The sequence below is a fragment of the Brevundimonas sp. genome, assembly GCF_035626535.1.
Taxonomy (GTDB): domain Bacteria; phylum Pseudomonadota; class Alphaproteobacteria; order Caulobacterales; family Caulobacteraceae; genus Brevundimonas.
Map to the genome: position 1 here is coordinate 1 of NZ_DASPNO010000036.1, position 20,464 is coordinate 20,464.

Below are 20,464 nucleotides of genomic sequence, written 5' to 3' on the forward strand. Positions count from 1 at the left end.
ACGTTCTGTTCTTCATCGACAATATCTTCCGCTTCACCCAGGCGGACTCGGAAGTCTCCGCGCTGCTCGGCCGGATTCCGTCGGCGGTCGGTTACCAGCCGACCCTGGCGACCGACATGGGCACGCTGCAGGAGCGGATCACGTCGACCAACAAGGGCTCGATCACGTCGGTCCAGGCGATCTACGTGCCGGCCGACGACCTGACCGACCCCGCGCCGGCCACCTCGTTCGCTCACCTGGACGCGACCACCACGCTTTCCCGCGCGATCTCCGAGCTCGGCATCTATCCGGCGGTCGACCCGCTCGATTCGACCAGCCGCGTGCTCGAGCCGCGCACCGTCGGCCAGGAGCATTACGAGACCGCCCGCGCCGTCCAGGCGATCCTGCAGCGCTACAAGTCGCTCCAGGACATCATCGCCATCCTCGGCATGGACGAGCTTTCCGAAGAGGATAAGCTGATCGTGGCCCGCGCCCGCAAGATCCAGCGCTTCCTGTCGCAGCCGTTCTTCGTGGCCGAGCAGTTCACCAACTCGCCGGGCAAATTCGTCTCGCTGGAAGACACGATCCGCTCGTTCAAGGGCATCGTGGCCGGTGAATACGACCACCTGCCGGAAGCCGCCTTCTACATGGTCGGCACCATCGAGGAAGCCGTCGAGAAGGCCCAGAAGCTGGCCGAGGCGGCCTGATAATGGCCGGCAAGCTCAGCTTCTCGCTGGTGTCGCCTGAACGCGAGGTCTTCACCGGCCTCGTCGACCAGGTCGACGCGCCGGGCGTCGAGGGCGACTTCGGCGTGCTGGCCGACCACGCGCCCTTCATGACCGCCCTGCGCGAAGGCGTGGTCACGGTCATCGACGGCGGCTCGCGCCGCCAGTTCGAGGTGCACGGCGGCTTCGCCGACGTCACCCCGGCCGGCCTGACCATCCTGGCCGAGCAGGCCTCGGAAGTGGCGGCGGCGTAAGGCCAGCGCCTGTGGAATCCTGAAAAGCCGGCGCCGCGATTCGGTCGCCGGCTTTTTTGTCAGGCGGCGGCGGCGCTTGACCCCCGCGCCGCAGGTTCTAGATAGCCCCTGCAAGACGAGGCCACGTCCTCGCTCCCGCCCGGATCGAGTCATCCGGGGGGACCAAGCCCGGGACGGCCCGGCCCTTTGAGAGGAGGGCCGCGCGTGGCCTGGACCTATCTGATCATCGCCGGACTGCTGGAAGTCGTCTGGGCGTATTTCATGAAGCAGTCGGCGGGGTTCACCCGCCTGTGGCCGAGCGTGGCGACGCTGGGCTTCATGGGGGTGAGCTTCGCCCTGCTGGCGGTGGCCATGCGGTCGTTGCCGATGGGCACGGCCTATACGGTGTGGACGGGCATCGGCGCGGTCGGAGCCTTCATCGTCGGGGCCGTCCTCCTGCAGGAGCACGTCAGCCTCTGGCGGGTGCTGGCGGCGGGGCTGATCATCGCCGGCATCGTGCTGATGCGGCTGGCGCCGGGGCAGTGACGGTGTAGCGTCGGCGGCGGGAGACCGCCATGCTCGAACTCAGACCCAACTGCGAATGCTGTGACCGCGACCTGCCGTTCGACAGTCCGGACGCGCGCATCTGCACCTTCGAATGCACCTTCTGCGCCGATTGCGCGGACGGGACGCTGAAGGGCGTCTGTCCCAACTGCGGCGGCGGCTTCGTCCCTCGGCCGATCCGGCCGGCGCGTCTGATGGCGAAATATCCGGCCTCGACCAAGCGGGTGCTGAAGCCGGAGGGGTGCGGAGCGGCTTGAAAGCTTGGCCCCTGCGACACGTCTGGGTCAGCTCGGCCTTGGTGGGAGGGCTGTGCGTCCTCGTCCTGCTCGGGGTGAAGATCGGGCTGGCTCTGGCGCTCCCTGAAGCCGTGCCGACGTTTCGCGCCGGTGAGGCGACGACGCCGGAGACAAAGACCGGTCTCACCCTCATTCGGGAGCTCACCGTCAGCGCTGCGCTGATCCCGTTCGTCGAGACGCTGCTGCTGTTCTATCTGCCGAGTCTGGCCCTTCATCGTGTTCGAGGCCTCGTGGGGTCTGCCGCGCTGGTCGCGTTCGCGGGCGCGGCGGGGTGGGCGCTTCACGGCGCAGACGTCCACGCGTTGGGCCATGGGCTGTGCTTCGCGCTTCTCGGGGCGTGGTTCTCGACAGTCACGATCGCGCAGGAACGCGGACGAGCGGTCATGGCGACGACCTTGGCCCACGGCGTCTGGAACGCCCTGATCCTGCTGGGCTGGTTCCTGTGGGGCGGGTCCTAGACGATCAGCGGTGTGAACGCCTGCACCACCTGCTCGTAGGCGGCGCGCTTGAAGGGGACGATCAGGTCGGGGGCTTCGTCGAGGCGGCCCCAGCGCCAGGCGTCGAACTCGATCTCGGCGTGCTGTTCCAGATCGATCTCCGATTCGTCGCCGGTGAAGCGGAAGGCGAACCATTTCTGCTTCTGGCCGGCGAAGCCGCGCGCCTGCTTGCTCCCGCCGTAGTCTGCCGGGAAGGCGTAGGCGATCCATTCCCCGGTTCTGGCCAGCAACTCGACTGAGGTGACGCCGGTCTCCTCGGCCAGTTCGCGGCGGGCGGCGGCCTCGTAGTCCTCGCCCTCGTCGACGCCGCCTTGGGGGAACTGCCAGTTGTGCGGCCCCGGCGTGTTGGCGCGCCGCCCGTACCAGACCCGGCCGTCCGGATGGAACAGCACGACGCCGACGTTGGGGCGGTAGAGGGAGAGGTCGGTCATGGATGAGGCATCAGGCAACAGGCAGCAGGAAAAAGGGTGGGTTGCTGATTAGCGCAGACCGGGCTCCGTGTCCTGCTGCCTGCTGCCTGCTGCCTGCTGCCTGCTGCCTACCGTCCCGGCCGGTTCGCCAAGGCCGAGGCCGGGGCCAGTTGCAGGCCGCGGTCCTTCAGTCCGGCCGTCCAGCGGGCGGCGGCCTCGACCGTCACCGGATAGCTGAAGCCCGTGCCCAGCGCCGACCCGCGCGCCTTGGCGAGGGCCTCCAGGGCGTTGAGCTGGCCCATGATGGCGGTAGGGGACTGCTGCTCGTCGATGATGCGGTTGGCGCTGGCGCGCGACCAGGCGCCGGGGCGGCGGCTCATCGAACCGTCATCGAGGAAGGCGACGCCGCGCTGGCGCAGCACCGTCATGAAGGCGGTCATGCCGGCGTCGGACGTGGCGAAGCGGTCGCCGAGGTAGTTGGTGACGCCGAAATAGCCGGTGGCGCGACCGAGCAGCCAGTTCATCTTCGCCTGGATGTCGGCGGCCTCGGCGTTGGCCAGCAGGGTGTAGGGGCCGGGATCGTTGGCCGGATAGCCGGTGGGCTCCATCGGCATTTCCAGCATCACCTCGTGCCCCTGGGCGCGGGCGAGATCGATCCAGCCCTGCAGGCCCTCGGCATAGGGCACGAAGCTGAGGGTGACCTCGGCCGGCAGGCGCTCGATGGCGGCTCGGGTGGTCACGGCGTTGAGGCCGAGGCCGCCGACGATCAGGGCCACCTTGGGATTGCCGTTGGAGACGAAGGGCCGGGCGTAGGCCTGGGCCGGAACCCGACCGTCGGGGGCGATGCGCGGCAGCGGACCCTCGGGACCCGGCTGGCTGAGGCCGGCGATGGGGGCGGCGGGAAGGGGCTGGGCGGCGATGCGAGGGGCGGTGACCGGCGCGCCTGAGCCCGAAACGGTGGCGCCGTCCGGAAGGGTGATCACCGCTTCGCCCAGCAGGCCGGGCTCGCCGTCAGCCGTCAGATCCTGATAGAGGCCCGAGCCGTCCAGCGAAAAGGCCTCGAGGCCAGTGGGCACGGGAGCCTCGGCCGCGGGGCGGTTGAGGGCCACGCGGGCCGACGGGGCGCCGGCGCGCGGGTCGCCGAGCACGGTGACGAAGAGGGCGGCGGCTCCGAGCAGCAGCACTCCGGCGCCGGCGACGGCGACCGGCGGCCTCTTCAGCACGCGGAGCACGGGAGCGAGGGTTTCGGCCACGGAGCGGCGGGCGGGCGGGGCGCCCGCGGTGGCGGCGAGGACGGACTGGCGCTTGGCGAACATGGGCAAGGAACTGGGCGCTCGAACGGGGGTCCGCGGGACGGACGCCTTCAAGGCCCACATTGGCCGTGCGTCGGTTAAGAAACCCTAACGCGGTGTTAGCTATGCCGTGGGCAAGGGATCAGGCAGCAGGCAGCAGGAAGACGAGGAGGCTCGCAGGCGCGGTCCTGTGGACTTGCCTGCTCCTCGCTTCAGGGCGTCTCGTCCGCCGGGGTGTCCGCGGCGGCCATCGCGGTGCCGGGCGGCGTGACGACGATGCCCTCCGGAGCGGCCGCCAGCTGCGTCAGGTTCCCGCCGGCGCGGAGCACGTCGTAGGCGCGCTCCAGCTGGTAGTCCTTGTCCTTGTCCCAGCTCTCGCCGGGGGCCTCGTGCGGGACGTGCGGCCCCTTGCGTTCGGCCCCGATAGAGGCGTCCAGGGCGGTGGCGTAGGCGGCCTCGGAATAGATGAAATTCGAGCGCGAAACGATGCGCGCCTCGGCCTCGGAACGGGCCACCTCGAGGTCGGGCTCGATGCCGATCTTCTGGATCGAGGCGCCGGACGGCGTGTAGTAGCGCGCCGTGGTGATCGACAGGGCCCCGTCGGCCCCGCCCCGGAGCGGGATGACGCTCTGCACCGAACCCTTGCCGAAGCTGGTCAGGCCGATGATCGTGGCGCGCTGGTGGTCCTTGAGGGCGCCGGCGACGATCTCGGAGGCCGAGGCCGAGCCGTAGTTGATCAGCACCACCACCGGCAGGCCGCCGGTCAGATCGCCCGGACGGGCGGCGTAGCGCAGGATCTGCTCCGGACGGCGGCCGCGCTGGCTGACGATCTCGCCGCGCTCGAGGAAGGCGTCAGAGACGGCGATGGCCGCGTCGAGCAGGCCGCCGCCGTTGTTGCGCAGGTCGAGGACGTAGCCCTTGATGGCGGGGTTCTCGGTCTTGAGCCGGGCGATGGTCTGTTCCAGCTCACGACCGGTGTTCTCGTTGAAGGTCGAGATGCGCAGCACGCCGAAGTCGCCCTCGACGCGGCCGGTGACGGAGTCGATCTTGATGATCTCGCGGGTCAGGACGACCTCGCGCGGCTCCTCGCCGTCGCGCAGGAAGGTGACCTTGACCGAGGTGCCGGGGGCGCCGCGCAGCTTTTCGGAAACCTGGCTGACGGTCAGGCCGGTGGAGTTCTGGCCCTCGATGGCCGAGATGACGTCGCCGGCCTGGACGCCGGCGCGGGCGGCGGGGCCGCCGTCCATCGGCGAGATGATCTTCACCAGCCCGCCCTCGGATGAGATGGTCAGGCCGACGCCGGAATACTGGCCCTCGGTGCGCTCGCGCAGGTCGGCGTAGCCCTTGACCGGCAAGTAGGACGAATGCGGATCCAGCGCCCCCATCATGCCCTGCAGGGCGGCCTCGATCAGCTTCTTGTCGTCGACCGGCACGACGTAGTCGCGCTCGACGGTGGCGAGGGCGTCGCCGAACAGGCCGATCAGGCGGAAGGCCTCGTTGCGCGGCGTCTGTCCGGCGGTGGTGGCGGCGCCCAGTCCGACCACGGTGGCGGCGGCGGCGCCGATCATCAGCAACTTGCGCATACGGTCTTCTTCCAGCGGGCCGGGGAGGCGGCCTGAACAACACAGGTTATGAGGCCTCCGGCGACCAAATCGTGACCGATCGCCGGTCCGCCGATAAAATCAGCGTCATCGGGGGATGGGAAGCGGATTCGCTTGCGAGGCAGCAGGCGACAGGCCACGGGGACGAAGGTGTCTGAGGCCCCGATCCTGTCGCCTGCCGCCTGCTGCCTGATCCCTCAGCGCAGCCACGGCCCTGGATCCACCGGGCGTTCGTCGCGGCGCAGGTCGAAGCCGATCTCGCCGGCAGGGCCCGAGCGGCCCAGCGACTGGCCGTCGGCGACGCGGTCGCCGGTTTCCACGGCGGTCTCGTCGAGGCCGGAGATCACCGCCCGCCAGCCGGGGCCGAGATCGAGAATGACCACCTGGCCCCAGCCGCTCAGAGGGCCCGTCCAGGCGACGCGGCCGGCGGCGGGGGCGCGGACCTCCAGCCCATCGCCGCGCCAGCGCCAGCCGCTCGAGCCCTCGCCGAAGCGGATCGACGGCGCGCCCTCGACCGGCGGCGTCAGACGGTCGCGGCCGGCGGGACGGCGGGCGGTCACCGGCGGAGCCTCGGCGTCGGCGGCGGGAACGGCGCCGCCCAGCGCCCGCAGCCGGGCCTCCAGGGCGCGGGCGGCGCGTTCGGCCGTCTCGGCCTCGGCGCGAAGGACGGCGCGGAGCCGGGTCTGGCGGGCGCTCAGGGCCTCGGCGCGGGCGCGGCGGTCGCCCTGGGCGCTCTCGGCGGTGAACAGGGCCTCGCTGTTGAGGGCGGCGAGGCGGCGGACGCGGACGATCTCGGCCTGACGGTCGGCCAGCGCCCGGGCCCGGGCCTGGAGTTCGGGCGCGACGGCTTTCATCAGGATGGCGGCTCGGACCGTGTCGACGGCCTTGTCGGCGGGGACCAGCAGCGGCGGCGGCGGACGGCGGCTCATCATCTGCAGGGCGGAGAGCAGGCGGGTCTGGCGGCCGCGGGCCTGCGACAGCTGGGCCACCAGGGCCGCCTCGCGGTCGCTGAGGCTGCGCAGGCGGGCGCGCTGGGCGGCGATGGTCGCGTCGCCGGCGGCGACGTCGGCCCCGAGCGCTGCCAGCTCACGTTCGAGCCGGGCGATCTCGGCGGCGGCGTCGGCGGCCTCGGCGCGAAGACGCAGGGCCCGGGCGCGCTCGTCGCGGAACTCGGCCTGCAGACGGCCGATCTCCGCCGGCTGCGGGGCGGCGGCGGCCAGAGGCAGGGCCGTCAGGACGAAGACGAGGGGGAGGGCGGCGCGACGCATCAGTCGCGATGATAGGGCGATCCGGCCAGGATGGTCACGGCGCGATACAGCTGTTCCGCAAGCATGGCCCGGGCGAGGGCGTGCGGCCAGGTCTGGGGGCCGAAGGCGAGGGTCGAGGCGGCGGCGGCGCGGACGTTGCCGTCGAGCCCGTCGGCCCCGCCGATGGCGAAGGCCAGCCGCCGCTCGCCGCGGTCGCGCAGGCCGGCGATGTGATCGGCGAAGGCGCGGCTGGAGAAGGTCTTGCCCCGCTCGTCGCAGGCGATCAGGTGCGCCCCCTCGGCGGCCTTGAGGATCAGTTCGGCCTCGGCCGCCCTGCCCGGCTTGCGGGCTTCCAGATCGATCAGTTCGAGAGGGCCGAGTCCCAGCGCGCGGCCGGCCAGGGTGGCGCGTTCGGCGTAGTCGGCGGCCAGCGTCGCCTCGGGGCCGCGCCCCGGCTTGCCGATGGCGATGACCGCCAGCTTCACGGGGCCGCTCTAGGCGCGGGCGTCGACGCGGTGGCCGCTGTCGACCGACCAGATCTTCTCGATATTGTAGAAGGCGCGGACTTCCGGCCGGAACAGGTGGACGATGACGTCGCCGGCGTCGAGCAGCACCCAGTCGCAGTGCGGCAGGCCCGAGACCTTGACCTTGCCGAGGCCCTGTTCCTTCAGCGTGCGCTGCAGGTGGTCGGCCAGCGCGCCGACGTGACGGTGCGAGCGCCCGGAGGCGACGATCATGGTGTCGGCCATGGGGCTTTTGCCCTTCAGGTCGATGAGGACGATGTCCTGGGCCTTGTCGTCGTCGAGGCGCGAGAGGATCGCCTGTTCCAGCGCGGTTGAGCCGACGGGAAGGGGAGCCTGGTGACCGTTCTCGGGCGGACCGTCTTCGGAATGGATGGGCGTGATGGGGTCCATCTCATGCGCCGTGTTCGAGACGGCGCTGTCTTGCGCATCGTGCGCGGGCGAGGGGGTCAGCGGAGGGCTCCAGGGAGATTACTAAAGGGGCAGTCTAGCACAAACGGCCCGGGGCGTCACGCGTTGCGCCGGGCGGCGAGGTTCCCACTGACCGGCGCGGGCCCTGAGAGCCGTCGAGGAGCGATGGTTCAGCGGCGCCGTGAGATAGGCCCATGCGGGAGCCTGGAGGTGCGGCAACAAGCGGGCGCGGGAGGCGGGAACGCGGGCGGAGGCGAACCGGGCGGCGGCCGGGGCCGCGCGGCTGTCCAGCTCGGAGCCCGGCCGGGCGATCACCGCCACCGGCATCAGGCGCATGATGTCTGTCCAGCCCCGCCAGCGATGAAAGCTCGCCATATTGTCCGAGCCCATCAGCCAGACGAACCGGACCCCGGGATGGCGGGCGACCAGGGCGCGCAGGGTGTCGATGGTCCAGTAGGTGCCGATGCGACTCTCGAAATCGGACACGATCATCGAAGGACCGGCGGCGGCGTGGGCGGCGGCGGCGCGGGCGGAGGCCATGCGCGCGGCCAGAGGAGCGCTCTCGCGAGCGTCCTTCAAGGGGTTCTGTGGCGACACCAGCCAGACGACGCGGTCGAGGTCCAGCCGACGCAGGGCCGTCTCCGCCACATGGGCATGGCCGTCGTGCGCGGGATTGAAGGAGCCGCCGAAGATTCCCACCTTCATCCCCGGCCGGAGATCGAGACCGTCGCGCAGGGCGCCGGGTCGGGGGCCGAAGGCCTTGGGCGCGGGACCGGCGTGGAAGAAGGGCAAGGCGGGCTCGCGGCTGGGCGACTTATGCTCACGAGCGCCCTAACACGCCGCAGCGGCCATGTCGCGGGCCTTCAGCCGGGCGACCGCTTGAAGGTGTCGCCGACCTCGGTGGCGTCCGGACCGTCGGGTCCGGCGCTCCGCTTCTCGCGCTCGGCGTTGCGTTTGACCTCGGCGTCCGAGGTCGAGGCGTCGGGGCGGCCCAGCGGAATGGCGCCGTTATCGTCGCGGCCTTCGGTCTGGATGGGCTTCTGATCGCTCATGACGGGGCTCCTTTCACGAGGAAAGGAGCGGCCGCGGGATTGCGTTCCCCTCCTCAGTTTTCGAAGTCGGCGCAGAACTGATGCATGTGGGCTGTGTATTCGGCCAAGGAGCCGAGATCGTTCTCGTCGCGCAGGGCCTGCACCCGTTCGGGATCCTCAAGATCGATGGGGGCCCAGACGCCCCTGGCCACGCAGCGGCCCTGACTGCCGTAGCGCTGGGGGCGGCCGGCGTTCACCGCCACCCGATCGAACAGGTAGGCGAAATCCCAAGGTTCGATCTCTCCCTCGGCGGCGAGCGGCTCGAGCATGACAAGCATCTCCTGCTGGAAGGCCGGATCGCGGTCGGCGTGCTGGATCATCAGCCAGGCGGCATTGCTGGCGGCCGGATGGAAGGCGGACAGGCGGTACCAGCCGTTGGCGGCGAGGTCGGCTTTCAGCCAGGCCGTGTTGTCGCTGTCGATCCCGCACATCCGGTGGCGGAGATGGCCGAGCATCCGGGCCTGGGCGCCCGGCGTGAGCTCTCCCCAAACCTTCGGGCCCGCTCCGAAGCCATGACGGGTCATCTGATCCAGGGCGGCGCGCCGGTAGAGTTCGCGTTCGCGCTCCGTGGCGGCGCGGGCCATGCCCCGATACCAGCTGGCCACCGAGGCGAAAGGCTGTTCCGGTTCCTGATAGCCGCCGGCCAGTTTTTCCGCGTACGCATCCCAGCGGGCGAGCGCGCCGGCGGCGGCGAGCTTATCCGCCTCGAATGTCGCTGCGTCGGGTGCGGCAAGGGCGGCGGACAGCCCCATCTGCAGCTCCTCCTCACCGGAGGTGAGACAGCGGCCGCGGGCTCCCAGATCAACCGCGTCCGACAGGGCGCGCAAGTCCAGGCCCGACCTCTTCAGCGCCATATAGTCGAAGGTGCGGGCGGCCGCGGCATCTTCGGCCAGCGCCGCAAGGTGCGGCGGCAGCTCGGGCGGGGCGGCCTGGAAGGCGGACAGGGACATGGCGGCGCAGCAGGCCGCGAGCACTCTGATGAGACGAACCACGAAACCCCTCCCGTTACCCGGGAAGAACAGCGTCGCTTCCCGCCGAAATCAAGGCGCCCAGCCGCCCGGGGTTTCGACCACCGTCTCATCCGTCTCGGCGGGGGCGATCTCGCCGCGGTCCTTGCGCACCTCGGTCCAGGCGGCGCGGAGCAGTTCGGTGACGCCCTCGCCCGAGACGCCGGAGACCAGCATGGGACGGCGGCCGGCGACGGCCTCCAGTTCGGCGGCCTTCTCCTGGCGCACCTCGGGGCTGAGGGCGTCGATCTTGTTCAGGGCCAGAACCTCGGGCTTGTCGGCGAGGCCGGCGCCGTAGGCCTCCAGCTCGTGGCGGATGATGCGGTAGGCCTTGCCGACATCGTCCTGGGTTCCGTCGATGAGGTGAATCAGGCAGCCCGAACGCTCGACGTGGCCGAGGAAGCGGGTGCCGATGCCGGCCCCCTCGTGGGCGCCCTCGATCAGGCCGGGGATGTCGGCGATGACGAACCGCTCGGTGGCCGACAGGTCAACCACCCCGAGGTTCGGCACCAGCGTCGTGAACGGATAGTCGGCGATCTTGGGGCGCGCGGCCGAGGCGGCGGCGAGGAAGGTCGACTTGCCGGCGTTGGGCAGGCCGGCCAGGCCGACGTCGGCGATCAGCTTCAGGCGCAGCCAGATCCAGCGCTCCTGACCTTCCTGGCCGGGGTTGGCGTAGGTCGGGGCCTGGTTGGACGGGCCCTTGAAACGGACGTTGCCCCAGCCGCCGTTGCCGCCCTTGAGCAGCAGCTCGGTCTTGCCGGCGTGGTCCATGTCGAGCAGCACGGTCTCCTTGTCCTCGTCGAGCACCTGGGTGCCGACCGGGACCTTGAGGATGACGTCCTCGCCCTTGGCCCCGTGCATCTGCCGGCCCATGCCGTGGACGCCGGTCTGGGCCTTGAAATGCTGCTGGTAGCGGTAGTCGATCAGGGTGTTCAGCCCCTCGACGGCGGTGATCCAGACGTTGCCGCCGTTGCCGCCGTCGCCGCCGTCCGGGCCGCCGTTGGGAATGAACTTTTCGCGCCGGAACGACACGGCCCCCGCGCCGCCGTTGCCGGAGCGGATATAGATCTTGGCCTGGTCGAGAAACTTCATCGCGGGCTTATGTAGGAAAAGCGCGGCGAATTACAGGCGGGGACCGCGCGTCCATCTCCCCTTGCGGGAGCGGGTCGGATGAGGGGTCGTGCCGGACCCGGCCGGAGACCCCTCACCCGACCGCACGAGGACGACGGCTGCGCCGCCGTGTGCGGTCTCCCTCTCCTGCAAGGGGAGAGGGGCGTCAGCTTATCCCTTCGCCCAGACGCCGAACGGATCGCTCCACGGCATGTCCATGGCCTCGGCCACCGCCGGGTAGGTGATCTCGCCCTTGAGGACGTTGAGGCCGCGGGCGAGGTGGGGGTTCTTCTTCAGCGCGTCGAGACCGTGGTCGGCCAGCGCCAGGCCGAACGGCAGGGTGGCGTTGTTGAGGGCTTCCGACGAGGTGCGCGGGGCGGCGCCCGGCATGTTGGCGACGCAGTAGTGGACGACGCCGTCGATGACGTAGGTCGGATCCTCGTGGGTGGTGGCGCGGCTGGTCTCGAAGCAGCCGCCCTGGTCGATGGCGACGTCGACGAGCACCGAGCCGGGCTTCATCTGCTTGAGGTGTTCGCGCTTGATCAGCTTGGGCGCCTCGGCGCCCGGGACCAGCACGGCGCCGATGATGACGTCGGCCTTGACCATCTCCTCCTCGACCGCGCCGATCGAGGAGTAGCGGGTGATGACGCGGCCGTTGGTGACCTCGTCGATATAGGCCATGCGCGGGATCGAGCGCTCGAGCACGACCACCTCGGCGCCGAGGCCCATGGCCATGCGGGCGGCGTTGAGGCCGACGACGCCGCCGCCCAGCACCAGCACGCGGGCCGGGGCCACGCCGGGGACGCCGCAGAACAGCAGGCCCATGCCGCCGTTGTGCTTGAGCAGGGTCTCGGCGGCCGAGAAGACGGCGATCCGGCCGGCGACTTCCGACATCGGAGCCAGCAGCGGCAGACCCCCTTGCGCGTTCGTCACGGTCTCATAGGCCACGGCGGCGCATTTCGAGGCCAGCAGACCCTTCGTCTGCTCGGGATCGGGCGCGAGGTGCAGGTAGGTGAACAGGATCTGGTCTTCGCGGAGCATCTCCCACTCGACCTTCTGCGGCTCCTTGACCTTCACGATCATGTCGTTGTTCGCGAAGATTTCGGCGGCGTCAGAGACGATATTCGCCCCGGCCTTCTTGAAGTCGGCGTCGGTGAAGCCCGCGCCGAGGCCCGCGCCTTCCTGCACCGAGACGGTGTGGCCGTGAGCCACGTATTCGCGCACGGCGGTCGGCGTCAGGCCGACACGGTGTTCGTTCTTCTTGATTTCAGTGGGGACGCCGACGCGCATGGGGATTCCTCTTCCGACGGGGTGCGGGCGGGCTCTGTGGCCGCCTCGCGTCGGGCGGCAATCTAGCGAGGGTGCGAGCGCAGGTTCCTGTTCTTTTCGCCGCATGAACGGCATACAGTCGCAGAATCTGCGAAGGATGTTCTGTTTTGAAGACCATTTCCGCCGTCGCCCTCGACGACACCGACCGCAAGATGATCCGCGCCCTGCAGGGCGACGGGCGCATGACCAACGCCGATCTGGCCAAGGCGGTGAACCTGTCCGAGAGCGCCTGCCTGCGCCGCCTGCGGGCGCTGGAGGCGGCCGATGTGATCAGCCGCTACACCGCCATCATCAACGAGCGGGCCGTGGGCCTGCCGATCAGCGTCTTCGTCACGGTCACCCTGTCGTCGCAGGCGGAGGCGTCGCTGACGGCCTTCGAGACCGCCGTCTCGACCGTGCCCGAGGTGGTCGAATGCTATCTGATGACCGGCGGTTCGGACTATCTGCTGCGGCTGGTGGTGCGGGACGTCGACGACCTGGAGCGGGTCCACTCGCGCGAGCTGACGCGGATACCCGGCGTGACCCGGGTGTCGTCCAGCGTGGCCATGCGGACAGTGGTCAAGCGGGGGGCGCTGCCGGTTTAGTTGCTCGCTCAGGTTGCAATCGTTTGACACCGGCGCGGCGTGAGGCGTTTATCGAAGGCGTGGGCATGAATGACAACATCGCCGTCTGGATCGATCGCGAGCCGACGCTCGACGAGGAGCTGAGCGCGCTCGGCGAAGAGGACATCTTCGAGATGGCCAATCTGGGGGAAGCGCATACCGGCATCAACGGCGTAGTGACAATCACCACGGCGATGGGCCGTCACGGACCGAGGATCAAGTGTTACGTAAAACCCGGGCGCCATCAGCCGAGTTTCTCGGTGGCGGTCGCTGCGGAGCCCCGGGTGGTCGCCAAGTCGAACGAGTTCGACGACAGGGCCTTCGCCCGCATGGCGCCCCTCGCCATGGAATGGGTGCGCCTGAACCATGAGGCCCTGGCGCGCTTCTGGTGGGACGGTGCTGACTGGTTGATGGACGAAGTCGAGGCCTTCGTGGCCAGCCTGAAGAAGGTCTGAGCCTCACTTCAGCGCCAGCGTCACCTGTTTGATGTCGACGTATTCGTCGATGCCGTGGACCGAGCCCTCGCGGCCGTAGCCGGACTGTTTGACGCCGCCGAAGGGGGCGACGGCGGTGGAGATGATGCCGGTGTTGACGCCGCACATGCCCGCCTCGATGCGGCGGCCGATCCGCATCGCACGGTCGAGGTCGCGGGTGAAGACGTAGGAGGCGAGGCCGAACTCGCTGTCGTTGGCCCTGGCCAGCACCTCGTCCTCGCCGGCGAAGGCGAAGACCGGGATCAGCGGGCCGAAGGTCTCCTCCCGGCGGAACAGGGCGTCGTCGCCGCCGAGGGTGACGGTCGGCTGGAAGAAGCGGCCGCCGAGGAGGTGGCGGCCGCCGCCGGTCAGGATGCGGCCGCCGGAGGCCTGCACCCTGGCCAGATGGTCCTCGACCTTGGCGACGGCCTTGTCCTCGATCAGCGGCCCGACCTTCACGCCGGGTTCGAAGGCGGCGCCCACGGGGATCTGCGCCACCGCCCTCGCCAGTCTGGCGGCGTAGTCTTCCGCCACGGACGCCTCGACATAGACCCGGTTCGGGCAGACGCAGGTCTGGCCCGAGTTGCGGAACTTGCCCTTGATGGTCTCGGCCACGGCGAGGTCGAGGTCGGCGTCCGCGAAGACGATCAGCGGCGCGGCGCCGCCCAGCTCCATCGACACCCGCTTCAGGGTCGGGGCGCATTGCTCGGCCAGCAGCCGGCCCACGGGGGTCGACCCGGTGAAGCTGAGCTTGCGGATGAGCGGCGAGGCGGTGAGCGCGCCGCCGATGATCGCGGCGTCGCCGGTGACGACGCTGAGCACGCCCTTGGGCAGGCCCGCCCGATAGGCCAGTCCGGCCACGGCGATGGCGGTGAACGGCGTCTGGCTGGCCGGCTTGACCACGGCGGTGCAGCCGGCGGCCAGGGCGGGCCCCAGCTTGCGGGTCAGCATGGCGGCCGGGAAATTCCACGGGGTGATGAAGGCGCAGGGGCCGACCGCCTCGCGGAAGGTCAGGATGACGTGGCCCAGCGGGCTGTCCTGGGTCTCGCCGATCAACCGTTCGGCCTCGCCGGCGAACCATTTGATGAAGCTGTTGGCGTAGGCGACCTCGCCCCTGGCCTCCTCGAACGGCTTGCCGTTCTCGAGCGCCATCAGGGCCCCGAGCCCCTCCGCGTTTTCATCGATCAGCCCGGCCCAGTCGCGGAGGAAGGCGGCGCGTTTGTGCGGGTCTGAGCGCGACCAGGCAGGAAAGGCGTCATGCGCGGACCGGATGGCGCGTTCGGTTTCGGCGGCGCCGAGGTCGGGGACGTGGCCGAGGATTTCGCCGGTGGCGGGGTCGTCCACGGCGATGCGCTCGGGCGAGGTGACCGGCTCGCCGGCGATCAGGGCGTGCTCGCGCAACAGGTCGAGGCCGGCGTCGCGGCCCTTGGCGTCGGTCATGGTCGTCGTCCGGTCGGGAAGGCGGAAGGGAAACGCCTCAGGTCTGGATCGTGTTCAGGTCCCGCCCGCGCGTCTCGGGCAGCCACAGCAGGCTGACGATGACGGCGATCAGGGTGAAGGCGACCGAATACCACAGGCCGAAATAGATGTTCCCCGACGCCGCCACCAGCGCGAAGCTGGCGGCCGGAAGCAGGCCGCCGACCCAGCCGGTGCCGATGTTGTAGGGCAGGCTCATGGCCGTGTATCGCACCCGGGTCGGGAACAGCTCGACCAGCGCCGCCGCCTGCGGGCCGTACAGGGCCGTGGCGGCGACGATGAAAATCATCAGGATGGCGAACATCAGCGGCAGGTTCATGCGCGCGGGGTCGGCCTTGTCGGGATAGCCGGCGACGGCCAGAGCCGCCTTGATGCGCGTCTCGACGTCGGCGCGGGCGGCCTTGAGGTCGGCGGGCGCGAGGCCCTCGCCCTCGACCGAGATCACCTCGGCGGCGCCGACGCGCACGGTGGCGACGCGGTCCGGCGGGGCCTCGACGTTGACGTAGGAAACCCCGGCGTTGGACAGCACGCTCTTGGCGATGTCGCAGGAGCTGGCGAAGGCGGTCTTGCCGACCGGATCGAACTGCAGGGCGCAGGACGCCGGGTCGGCCACCACCGTCACCGGCGCCGACGCCTGGGCCTCAGCCAGGGCCGGATTGGCCGCCTTCGTGAGGGCGTGGAAGCCGGGGAAGAAGGCGACCAGGGCCAGGATCATGCCGAACAGCATCACCGGCTTGCGCCCCATCCTGTCGGACAGCCAGCCGAAGAAGACGTAGAGCCCGGCCGAGGCCACGGTCAGCCACAGCATGATCATATCGACCGTGGCGGTCTCGACCTTGAGGATCCGCTCCATGAAGAAGCGCGTGTAGAAATAGCCGCAGTACCAGACCGCGCCTTGGGCGATCATGATGCCGAACAGGGCGAGCAGCACGAAGCGGCCGTTGTTCCACTGCAGGAAGGCCTCGCGGTAGGGGGCGCGGCGCTCGCCGCCCTCGGCCTCCATGCGGCGGTAGGCGGGGCTCTCGTCCAGCCGCATCCGGATCCACAGCGAGATGCCGAGCAGCAGGGCGGACAGCAGGAAGGGGATGCGCCAGCCCCACTCGTCGAAGGCCTCGGCGCCGACGATGTTGCGGGTGATCAGGATGACGCCGAGCGCGCCGATCAGGCCGAGGGCCGCGGTGGTCTGGATCCAGCCGGTCAGGAAGCCGCGCTGCCTCGCCGGCGCGTGCTCGGCGACATAGATGGCCGCCCCGCCGTATTCGCCGCCCAGCGCGAAGCCCTGCAGCACCCGCATCAGGATTAGCAGGATCGGGGCGGCGACGCCGATGTCGCCGTAGTCGGGCAGCAGGCCGATGGCTACGGTGGCGACGCCCATGACGGTGATGGTGACAAGAAAGGTGGTCTTGCGCCCCGTCCTGTCGCCGAACCAGCCGAACACCAAGGCGCCGAGCGGGCGGACCACGAAGCCGACCCCGAAGGTCAGCAGCGCCAGGATGTAGCCGGTGGCCTCGCTGACCTCGGCGTAGAAATGGTGGGCGATGACCCCGGCCAGCGAGCCGAAGATGAAGAAGTCATACCATTCGAAGGCGGTGCCGGCGGCCGAAGCCGCCACCACCGTTCTCAGGCCCGGCGCGGCCTTCGTCGCTTCCTCGGTCATGCGTCACGTCCCCCGGCGTCGGACGCGATGCTAGCGCCGCCGTGGATGCGCGCAAGCGGGGTGAACGGGGCCGGACAAGCGAAGGCCCGCCCGGCGGAAACTTCCGGGCGGGCCTTCTTCGACCGGACCGCGTGTCGGGGGAGAGCCGCGGCCGGGAACCCGAACTCAGTTCTTGGCGTCTTCCGCGGCGTCGGTGACGGCGTCACCGGCGGCCGAGGCGTCGCGGCCGACGCCCGAAATGGTGTTGCAGGCGGCGGTGGTCAGGGCGGCCGCGGCCGCGAACAGAATGAATATCTTCCGCATGTTGCGATCTCCTGGCGCCGGGGGAGCGGCGTGTGTTCAAGAACGTCGCGACGCGGACGGGGTTCCAAGGTCGGCGGGGTCGGTCGGGGTCACCGCCTCGGGGGTCGCGAAGGTCATGCGGGCGATCGTTCCGCCTTCCGGGGCCGAGACGATTTCGACATCGCCCCGAAGCTGTTTGGCGAAGGCTCCCATCAGGGTGCGCCCGACCCCGGCCCGGAACGTCTCGCTGACGCCGGGCCCATCGTCCTCGACCTCGAGCACGCTGGTCTCGCCCTGGACCCGGAACCGGACCTTGAGCGAGCCGCCGCGGCCGGCGAAGGCGTGCTTCTGGGCGTTGGTCACCGCCTCGACCAGCCACAGCGCCAGCGGCGCCAGCTTGTCCGGATCGACGACGAGTGAGTCCGCCTCGACCGACGAGGTCACCACGGGTCCGCGCCCGGCCTCGCTGGAGACCAGCTGGCCGACCAGTTCGGTCAGGAAGATGCGGGCGTCGGCGTAGCGCAGGTCGGCGCTCTGGTAGAGGGTCCGGTAGATCAGGGCGAGGGCCGAGATGCGCTGGCGGGTGTCGCCTACGGCCGCCTTGGCCTGCGGATCGCTCAGCGCGCGCTGCTGCATCGACAGCAGGGACGAGATGATCTGCAGGTTGTTCTTCACCCGGTGATGGATCTCGCGCATCAACGCGTCCTTCTCCTCGAGCGAGGCGTTCAGGGCGGTGTCACGGGTGGTGATGGTGTCGGCGAGGTCGTCGAGCGTGCGGGCGAGGACGCGGATCTCGGCCGGCGCGTTCATTGCCTGCACCGGGCGCACCGAGAAGCGGCCGCGCGCATAGATGGCGGCGACGCGCTCCAGATAGACCAGCCAGCGGACCACGATCCGCTCTGACACCCACATCACCGACAGGAAGGCGATCAGCCAGGCTAGCAGCGGGACGAGGAAGGCGCCGACCGGGTTCAGCCGGGCCCATGACAGCAGCCCCGGGGCGGGGGCCGAAAGCAGGGCGTAGACGTCGCGCCCGGCCAGGGCCGCGCCGGCGTAGACGCGACGGCGGCCCTCGGCGTCGTCGGCCTCGAAGATGGCCGAGGCATCGCGCCGCGCCCGGTCCACCCAGCCGGTGACGCTGCGGCCCCGCGACAGGGCGAAGGCCTCGGGGTCGGTCGCGGTCAGGATCTGGCCCTCGCCATCGGTAAGCGCCGCTTGCGACCCCTCCGGCAGGGCCCGGTCGGCGATGTCCGGCTGCAGGGCCGACAGCGGGATCACCGCCACCATGGCTCCGTCGAAGGCGCCGAGCGGCCGTTCCAGCCGGATGGCCACGATCAGTCCGGGAGCCTCTCCGGGCCGGACGGGGGCGCGGGCCAGGACGGTGTCCTCGCCGCTGCGCAGGCGCTGGAACCACGGCGACGGGCGCGCCTGGGCCAGCCAGGCCGGGGCGGCGGCGCCCAGTTGCTGTGAGGCGCAGGCGGTCTCGCCGGTCGGCGACAGGCGCGCCAGTCCGTCCAGGTCCTCGATGCGCTGGACCAGGCCTGTGAGCCGGGGTTCACAGAACAGTTCGAGGGCCTCGGGCCGGAGGGCCTGGAGCAGGACGGTGGTGCTGTCCAGCCGACTCTTGACGTTGGCGGCGGTCCGTTCTGCGGCGAGCTGGAGGTCGTCGCGGCGCTGGCGATCCTGGACGCGGAACTGGGCGTCGGCCTGGAAGGCGCCGAGCGCGAGAACCGGCAAGAGGGCGAAGGCCAGCGCGGCTCCGAGGCGGAAGCGAATGCCGTGGAACTGTGGCGGAGCCAGCCCCCGACCGAGCGCTCGCCCGAGGCGGACCACCTCAGCCCCGGACGCTGCTCAGGCGATCGGCGTCGGCGAGAATGGAACGCATGGCGTCGCCGGCGGCGCGGCCGTCGCGGGCGTAGCCGCCGCGCTCCAGCGTGGCCTGCAGCGCCTTGCGGGCGCGGGAGACGCGGCTCTTCACTGTGCCGACGGCGCACTGGCAGATCTCGGCCGCTTCCTCGTAGGCGAACCCGCCCGCTCCGACGAGGATCAGGGCTTCGCGCTGCTCTTCCGGCAGGGTGGCCAGCGCCAGGCGCAGCTCGTCGAGCGCGACGGGCGACTCCGGATCGTCGACGGCCACCAGGGTGCGTTCGGCGGCCTCCTGGTCGAGCTGCGACTGGCGCCACGAGCGGCGCTTCTCCGAGTAGAATTGGTTGCGCAGGATCATGAAGGTCCAGGCCTTCATGTTGGTGCCCATTTGATAGCTGGCGCGGGCGTCCCACGCCTTCATCATGGCGTCCTGCGCCAGGTCGTCCGCCGCCGTCGGGTCGCCGGTCAGCGTGCGCGCGAACGCCCGCAGGTGCGGAATCAGCGCGACCAGCTCCCTCTTGAAGGCGTTGTCGTCGGCGGAGGGAGGCTTGGGCGGCGGAGTCGAGGCGCCGCTCATGCGCCGCTCCCGCTCGAGCGTTCATCGGCCCGGCGGAGGATGTCGAGGAACTCGTCGGGAACCGGTTCGTTCACGACTTCGTCGAACATGTGCCGAAGCTTCACCCCGATCGCCTGCTGACGAAGGCGCGCTTCCTCGAGGGCGGGACCGCCCGGGGGCGCCGCCTTGCGGGAGGGGTTCGAATTGTCTGTCATCGAATGAACGGCCGCCACCCTGACGCTGTTGCTGCGATTGCCGAGAACGCCAGCGTCGAAGGACGGTTCCTAGGTTACGGCGGATTAATGCTCAAGCTTTGTTGCGGGGGCGGGAACCGTGGCCGATTTGATACGTTGACCGGACCTGCCGAGGTCCCATTCTGAAGGACCGCTTTTTGTCGGGGAAGATTATATGAGCCTGCTGGCCCGTCTCGCGCCGCATCTGCCGTATGTGCGCCGCTATGCCCGTGCGTTGACCGGCGACCAGACCACCGGCGACAACTATGTGCGGGTGGCTCTGGAAGCGCTCGCCGCCGGCGAACGCCAGCTGCCGCCGGACATGACGCCGCGGGTCGCTCTCTACCACGTGTTTCACGCCATCTGGGCCTCGACCGGCGCCCAGCTGGAGGACAAGAGCGGCATCGAGGGGCGCGACGACGCCTCGCGCCGCCTGATGCAGATCGCGCCGCGCTCGCGGCAGGCCTTCCTGCTCACCGCCCTCGAGGGCTTCACCCCGTCCGAGGCGGCCCAGATCCTCGACGCCGACGCCATGGATGTGGAACGGCTGATCGCCGAGGCCCAGTCGGACATCGACGCCGAACTGGCCACGGACGTGCTGATCATCGAGGACGAGGCGATCATCTCCGCCGACATTGAAAGTCTGGTGAAGGAGCTGGGCCATCGCGTCACCGGCACCGCCACCACCCACGACGAGGCCGTCGACGCCGTCGCCCGCAACCGCCCTGGCCTGGTGCTGGCCGATATCCAGCTGGCCGACGGCTCGTCGGGCATCGACGCGGTCAAGGACATCCTCAAGCGGATCGACGTGCCGGTGATCTTCATCACCGCCTTCCCCGAGCGGCTGCTGACCGGCGAACGGCCCGAACCGACCTTCCTGATCACCAAGCCGTTCCAGCCGGAAACGGTGAAGGCGGCGATCAGCCAGGCGCTGTTCTTCCACCCTTCGCGGCAGCGCGAAGCGGCCTGAACTCCCTGACAGACAGAGGAAAGCCCCGGTCGCAGG

The 20,464-nt window shown here is 70.2% G+C and carries 24 protein-coding genes and 1 pseudogene; 8 read left to right on the forward strand and 17 right to left on the reverse strand.

Annotated features, from left to right (window positions below):
- The 5 genes and pseudogenes from VEC04_RS05260 to VEC04_RS05280 form a co-directional block, all read left to right on the forward strand.
- Positions 1-686: pseudogene (locus VEC04_RS05260) on the forward strand (F0F1 ATP synthase subunit beta); the annotation flags it as partial.
- Positions 687-688: 2 nt separating this feature from the next.
- Positions 689-958 carry an ATP synthase F1 subunit epsilon gene (locus VEC04_RS05265; protein ID WP_324774559.1) on the forward strand — a complete coding sequence of 90 codons (270 nt, stop codon included), beginning with the start codon at positions 689-691 and terminating at the stop codon, positions 956-958.
- A gap of 204 nt (positions 959-1,162) precedes the next feature.
- Positions 1,163-1,483 (forward strand): multidrug efflux SMR transporter, encoded by a 321-nt coding sequence (locus VEC04_RS05270; protein WP_324774561.1) that lies wholly within the window; start codon positions 1,163-1,165, stop codon positions 1,481-1,483.
- Positions 1,484-1,512: 29 nt separating this feature from the next.
- Complete coding sequence (locus tag VEC04_RS05275; protein ID WP_324774563.1) at positions 1,513-1,758, forward strand: DUF1272 domain-containing protein; 246 nt, start codon at positions 1,513-1,515, stop codon at positions 1,756-1,758.
- On the forward strand, positions 1,755-2,255 hold the full coding sequence (locus VEC04_RS05280; RefSeq protein ID WP_324774565.1) for a hypothetical protein: 501 nt from the start codon (positions 1,755-1,757) through the stop codon (positions 2,253-2,255). The genes VEC04_RS05275 and VEC04_RS05280 overlap by 4 nt, the downstream gene beginning before the upstream one ends.
- On the opposite strand, the gene VEC04_RS05285 is transcribed toward VEC04_RS05280, so the two are convergent.
- The 11 genes from VEC04_RS05285 to ald all read right to left on the reverse strand — a co-directional run bounded on the left by VEC04_RS05285 (position 2,252) and on the right by ald (position 12,274).
- Positions 2,252-2,725 carry an RNA pyrophosphohydrolase gene (locus VEC04_RS05285; RefSeq protein WP_324774567.1) on the reverse strand — a complete coding sequence of 158 codons (474 nt, stop codon included), beginning with the start codon at positions 2,723-2,725 and terminating at the stop codon, positions 2,252-2,254. The two genes, VEC04_RS05280 and VEC04_RS05285, sit on opposite strands and share 4 nt — an antisense overlap.
- Positions 2,726-2,832: 107 nt before the next feature.
- Positions 2,833-4,020, reverse strand: coding sequence for a divergent polysaccharide deacetylase family protein (locus VEC04_RS05290; protein WP_324774569.1), 1,188 nt, complete (start codon positions 4,018-4,020; stop codon positions 2,833-2,835).
- A gap of 188 nt (positions 4,021-4,208) precedes the next feature.
- Positions 4,209-5,579, reverse strand: coding sequence for a S41 family peptidase (locus tag VEC04_RS05295; RefSeq protein WP_324774571.1), 1,371 nt, complete (start codon positions 5,577-5,579; stop codon positions 4,209-4,211).
- 215 nt (positions 5,580-5,794) lie between these two features.
- Positions 5,795-6,865, reverse strand: a complete 1,071-nt coding sequence (locus tag VEC04_RS05300) for a murein hydrolase activator EnvC family protein (RefSeq protein WP_324774573.1) — start codon at positions 6,863-6,865, stop codon at positions 5,795-5,797.
- Positions 6,865-7,329 (reverse strand): 23S rRNA (pseudouridine(1915)-N(3))-methyltransferase RlmH, encoded by a 465-nt coding sequence (gene rlmH / locus VEC04_RS05305; RefSeq protein ID WP_324774575.1) that lies wholly within the window; start codon positions 7,327-7,329, stop codon positions 6,865-6,867. The genes VEC04_RS05300 and rlmH overlap by 1 nt, the downstream gene beginning before the upstream one ends.
- 9 nt (positions 7,330-7,338) lie before the next feature.
- The gene (gene rsfS / locus VEC04_RS05310; protein WP_324774577.1) at positions 7,339-7,758 is read right to left on the reverse strand and encodes a ribosome silencing factor; all 420 of its coding nucleotides are present in this window, start codon (positions 7,756-7,758) and stop codon (positions 7,339-7,341) included.
- 81 nt (positions 7,759-7,839) lie between these two features.
- Complete coding sequence (locus VEC04_RS05315; protein ID WP_324774579.1) at positions 7,840-8,568, reverse strand: nicotinate-nucleotide adenylyltransferase; 729 nt, start codon at positions 8,566-8,568, stop codon at positions 7,840-7,842.
- A gap of 71 nt (positions 8,569-8,639) precedes the next feature.
- On the reverse strand, positions 8,640-8,828 hold the full coding sequence (locus VEC04_RS05320; protein WP_324774581.1) for a hypothetical protein: 189 nt from the start codon (positions 8,826-8,828) through the stop codon (positions 8,640-8,642).
- Between the two features lie 53 nt (positions 8,829-8,881).
- The gene (locus VEC04_RS05325) at positions 8,882-9,859 is read right to left on the reverse strand and encodes a DUF6624 domain-containing protein (protein ID WP_324774583.1); all 978 of its coding nucleotides are present in this window, start codon (positions 9,857-9,859) and stop codon (positions 8,882-8,884) included.
- Between the two features lie 48 nt (positions 9,860-9,907).
- A complete protein-coding gene (obgE, locus tag VEC04_RS05330) occupies positions 9,908-10,966 on the reverse strand; it encodes a GTPase ObgE (RefSeq protein ID WP_324774585.1) in 1,059 nt (352 codons plus the stop codon).
- 189 nt (positions 10,967-11,155) lie between these two features.
- On the reverse strand, positions 11,156-12,274 hold the full coding sequence (ald, locus tag VEC04_RS05335; RefSeq protein WP_324774587.1) for an alanine dehydrogenase: 1,119 nt from the start codon (positions 12,272-12,274) through the stop codon (positions 11,156-11,158).
- 146 nt (positions 12,275-12,420) lie between these two features.
- Here ald and VEC04_RS05340 point away from each other — a divergent pair, with 146 nt between their 5' ends.
- Entirely contained in the window at positions 12,421-12,897 is a 477-nt protein-coding gene (locus tag VEC04_RS05340; RefSeq protein ID WP_324774588.1) for an Lrp/AsnC family transcriptional regulator, read from the forward strand.
- 65 nt (positions 12,898-12,962) lie between these two features.
- On the forward strand, positions 12,963-13,370 hold the full coding sequence (locus tag VEC04_RS05345) for a hypothetical protein (protein WP_324774590.1): 408 nt from the start codon (positions 12,963-12,965) through the stop codon (positions 13,368-13,370).
- Between the two features lie 3 nt (positions 13,371-13,373).
- On the opposite strand, the gene VEC04_RS05350 is transcribed toward VEC04_RS05345, so the two are convergent.
- The 6 genes from VEC04_RS05350 to VEC04_RS05375 form a co-directional block, all read right to left on the reverse strand.
- On the reverse strand, positions 13,374-14,828 hold the full coding sequence (locus VEC04_RS05350; RefSeq protein WP_324774592.1) for an NAD-dependent succinate-semialdehyde dehydrogenase: 1,455 nt from the start codon (positions 14,826-14,828) through the stop codon (positions 13,374-13,376).
- A 37-nt stretch (positions 14,829-14,865) separates the two neighbouring features.
- On the reverse strand, positions 14,866-16,521 hold the full coding sequence (locus VEC04_RS05355) for an MFS transporter (RefSeq protein WP_324774594.1): 1,656 nt from the start codon (positions 16,519-16,521) through the stop codon (positions 14,866-14,868).
- 165 nt (positions 16,522-16,686) lie between these two features.
- Complete coding sequence (locus VEC04_RS05360) at positions 16,687-16,824, reverse strand: entericidin A/B family lipoprotein (RefSeq protein WP_324774597.1); 138 nt, start codon at positions 16,822-16,824, stop codon at positions 16,687-16,689.
- 36 nt (positions 16,825-16,860) lie between these two features.
- Positions 16,861-18,636: a sensor histidine kinase gene (locus tag VEC04_RS05365; protein ID WP_324774599.1), complete on the reverse strand. Its 1,776-nt coding sequence runs from the start codon at positions 18,634-18,636 to the stop codon at positions 16,861-16,863.
- 1 nt (position 18,637) lies between these two features.
- Positions 18,638-19,246 carry a sigma-70 family RNA polymerase sigma factor gene (locus VEC04_RS05370; protein WP_324774601.1) on the reverse strand — a complete coding sequence of 203 codons (609 nt, stop codon included), beginning with the start codon at positions 19,244-19,246 and terminating at the stop codon, positions 18,638-18,640.
- Complete coding sequence (locus tag VEC04_RS05375) at positions 19,243-19,440, reverse strand: NepR family anti-sigma factor (RefSeq protein ID WP_324774603.1); 198 nt, start codon at positions 19,438-19,440, stop codon at positions 19,243-19,245. Before VEC04_RS05375 ends, VEC04_RS05370 begins: the two co-directional genes overlap by 4 nt.
- 193 nt (positions 19,441-19,633) lie before the next feature.
- On the opposite strand from VEC04_RS05375, the gene VEC04_RS05380 reads away from it, so the two are divergent.
- Positions 19,634-20,428: a response regulator gene (locus tag VEC04_RS05380; protein ID WP_324774605.1), complete on the forward strand. Its 795-nt coding sequence runs from the start codon at positions 19,634-19,636 to the stop codon at positions 20,426-20,428.
- The last annotated feature ends 36 nt before the right edge of the window (positions 20,429-20,464 follow it).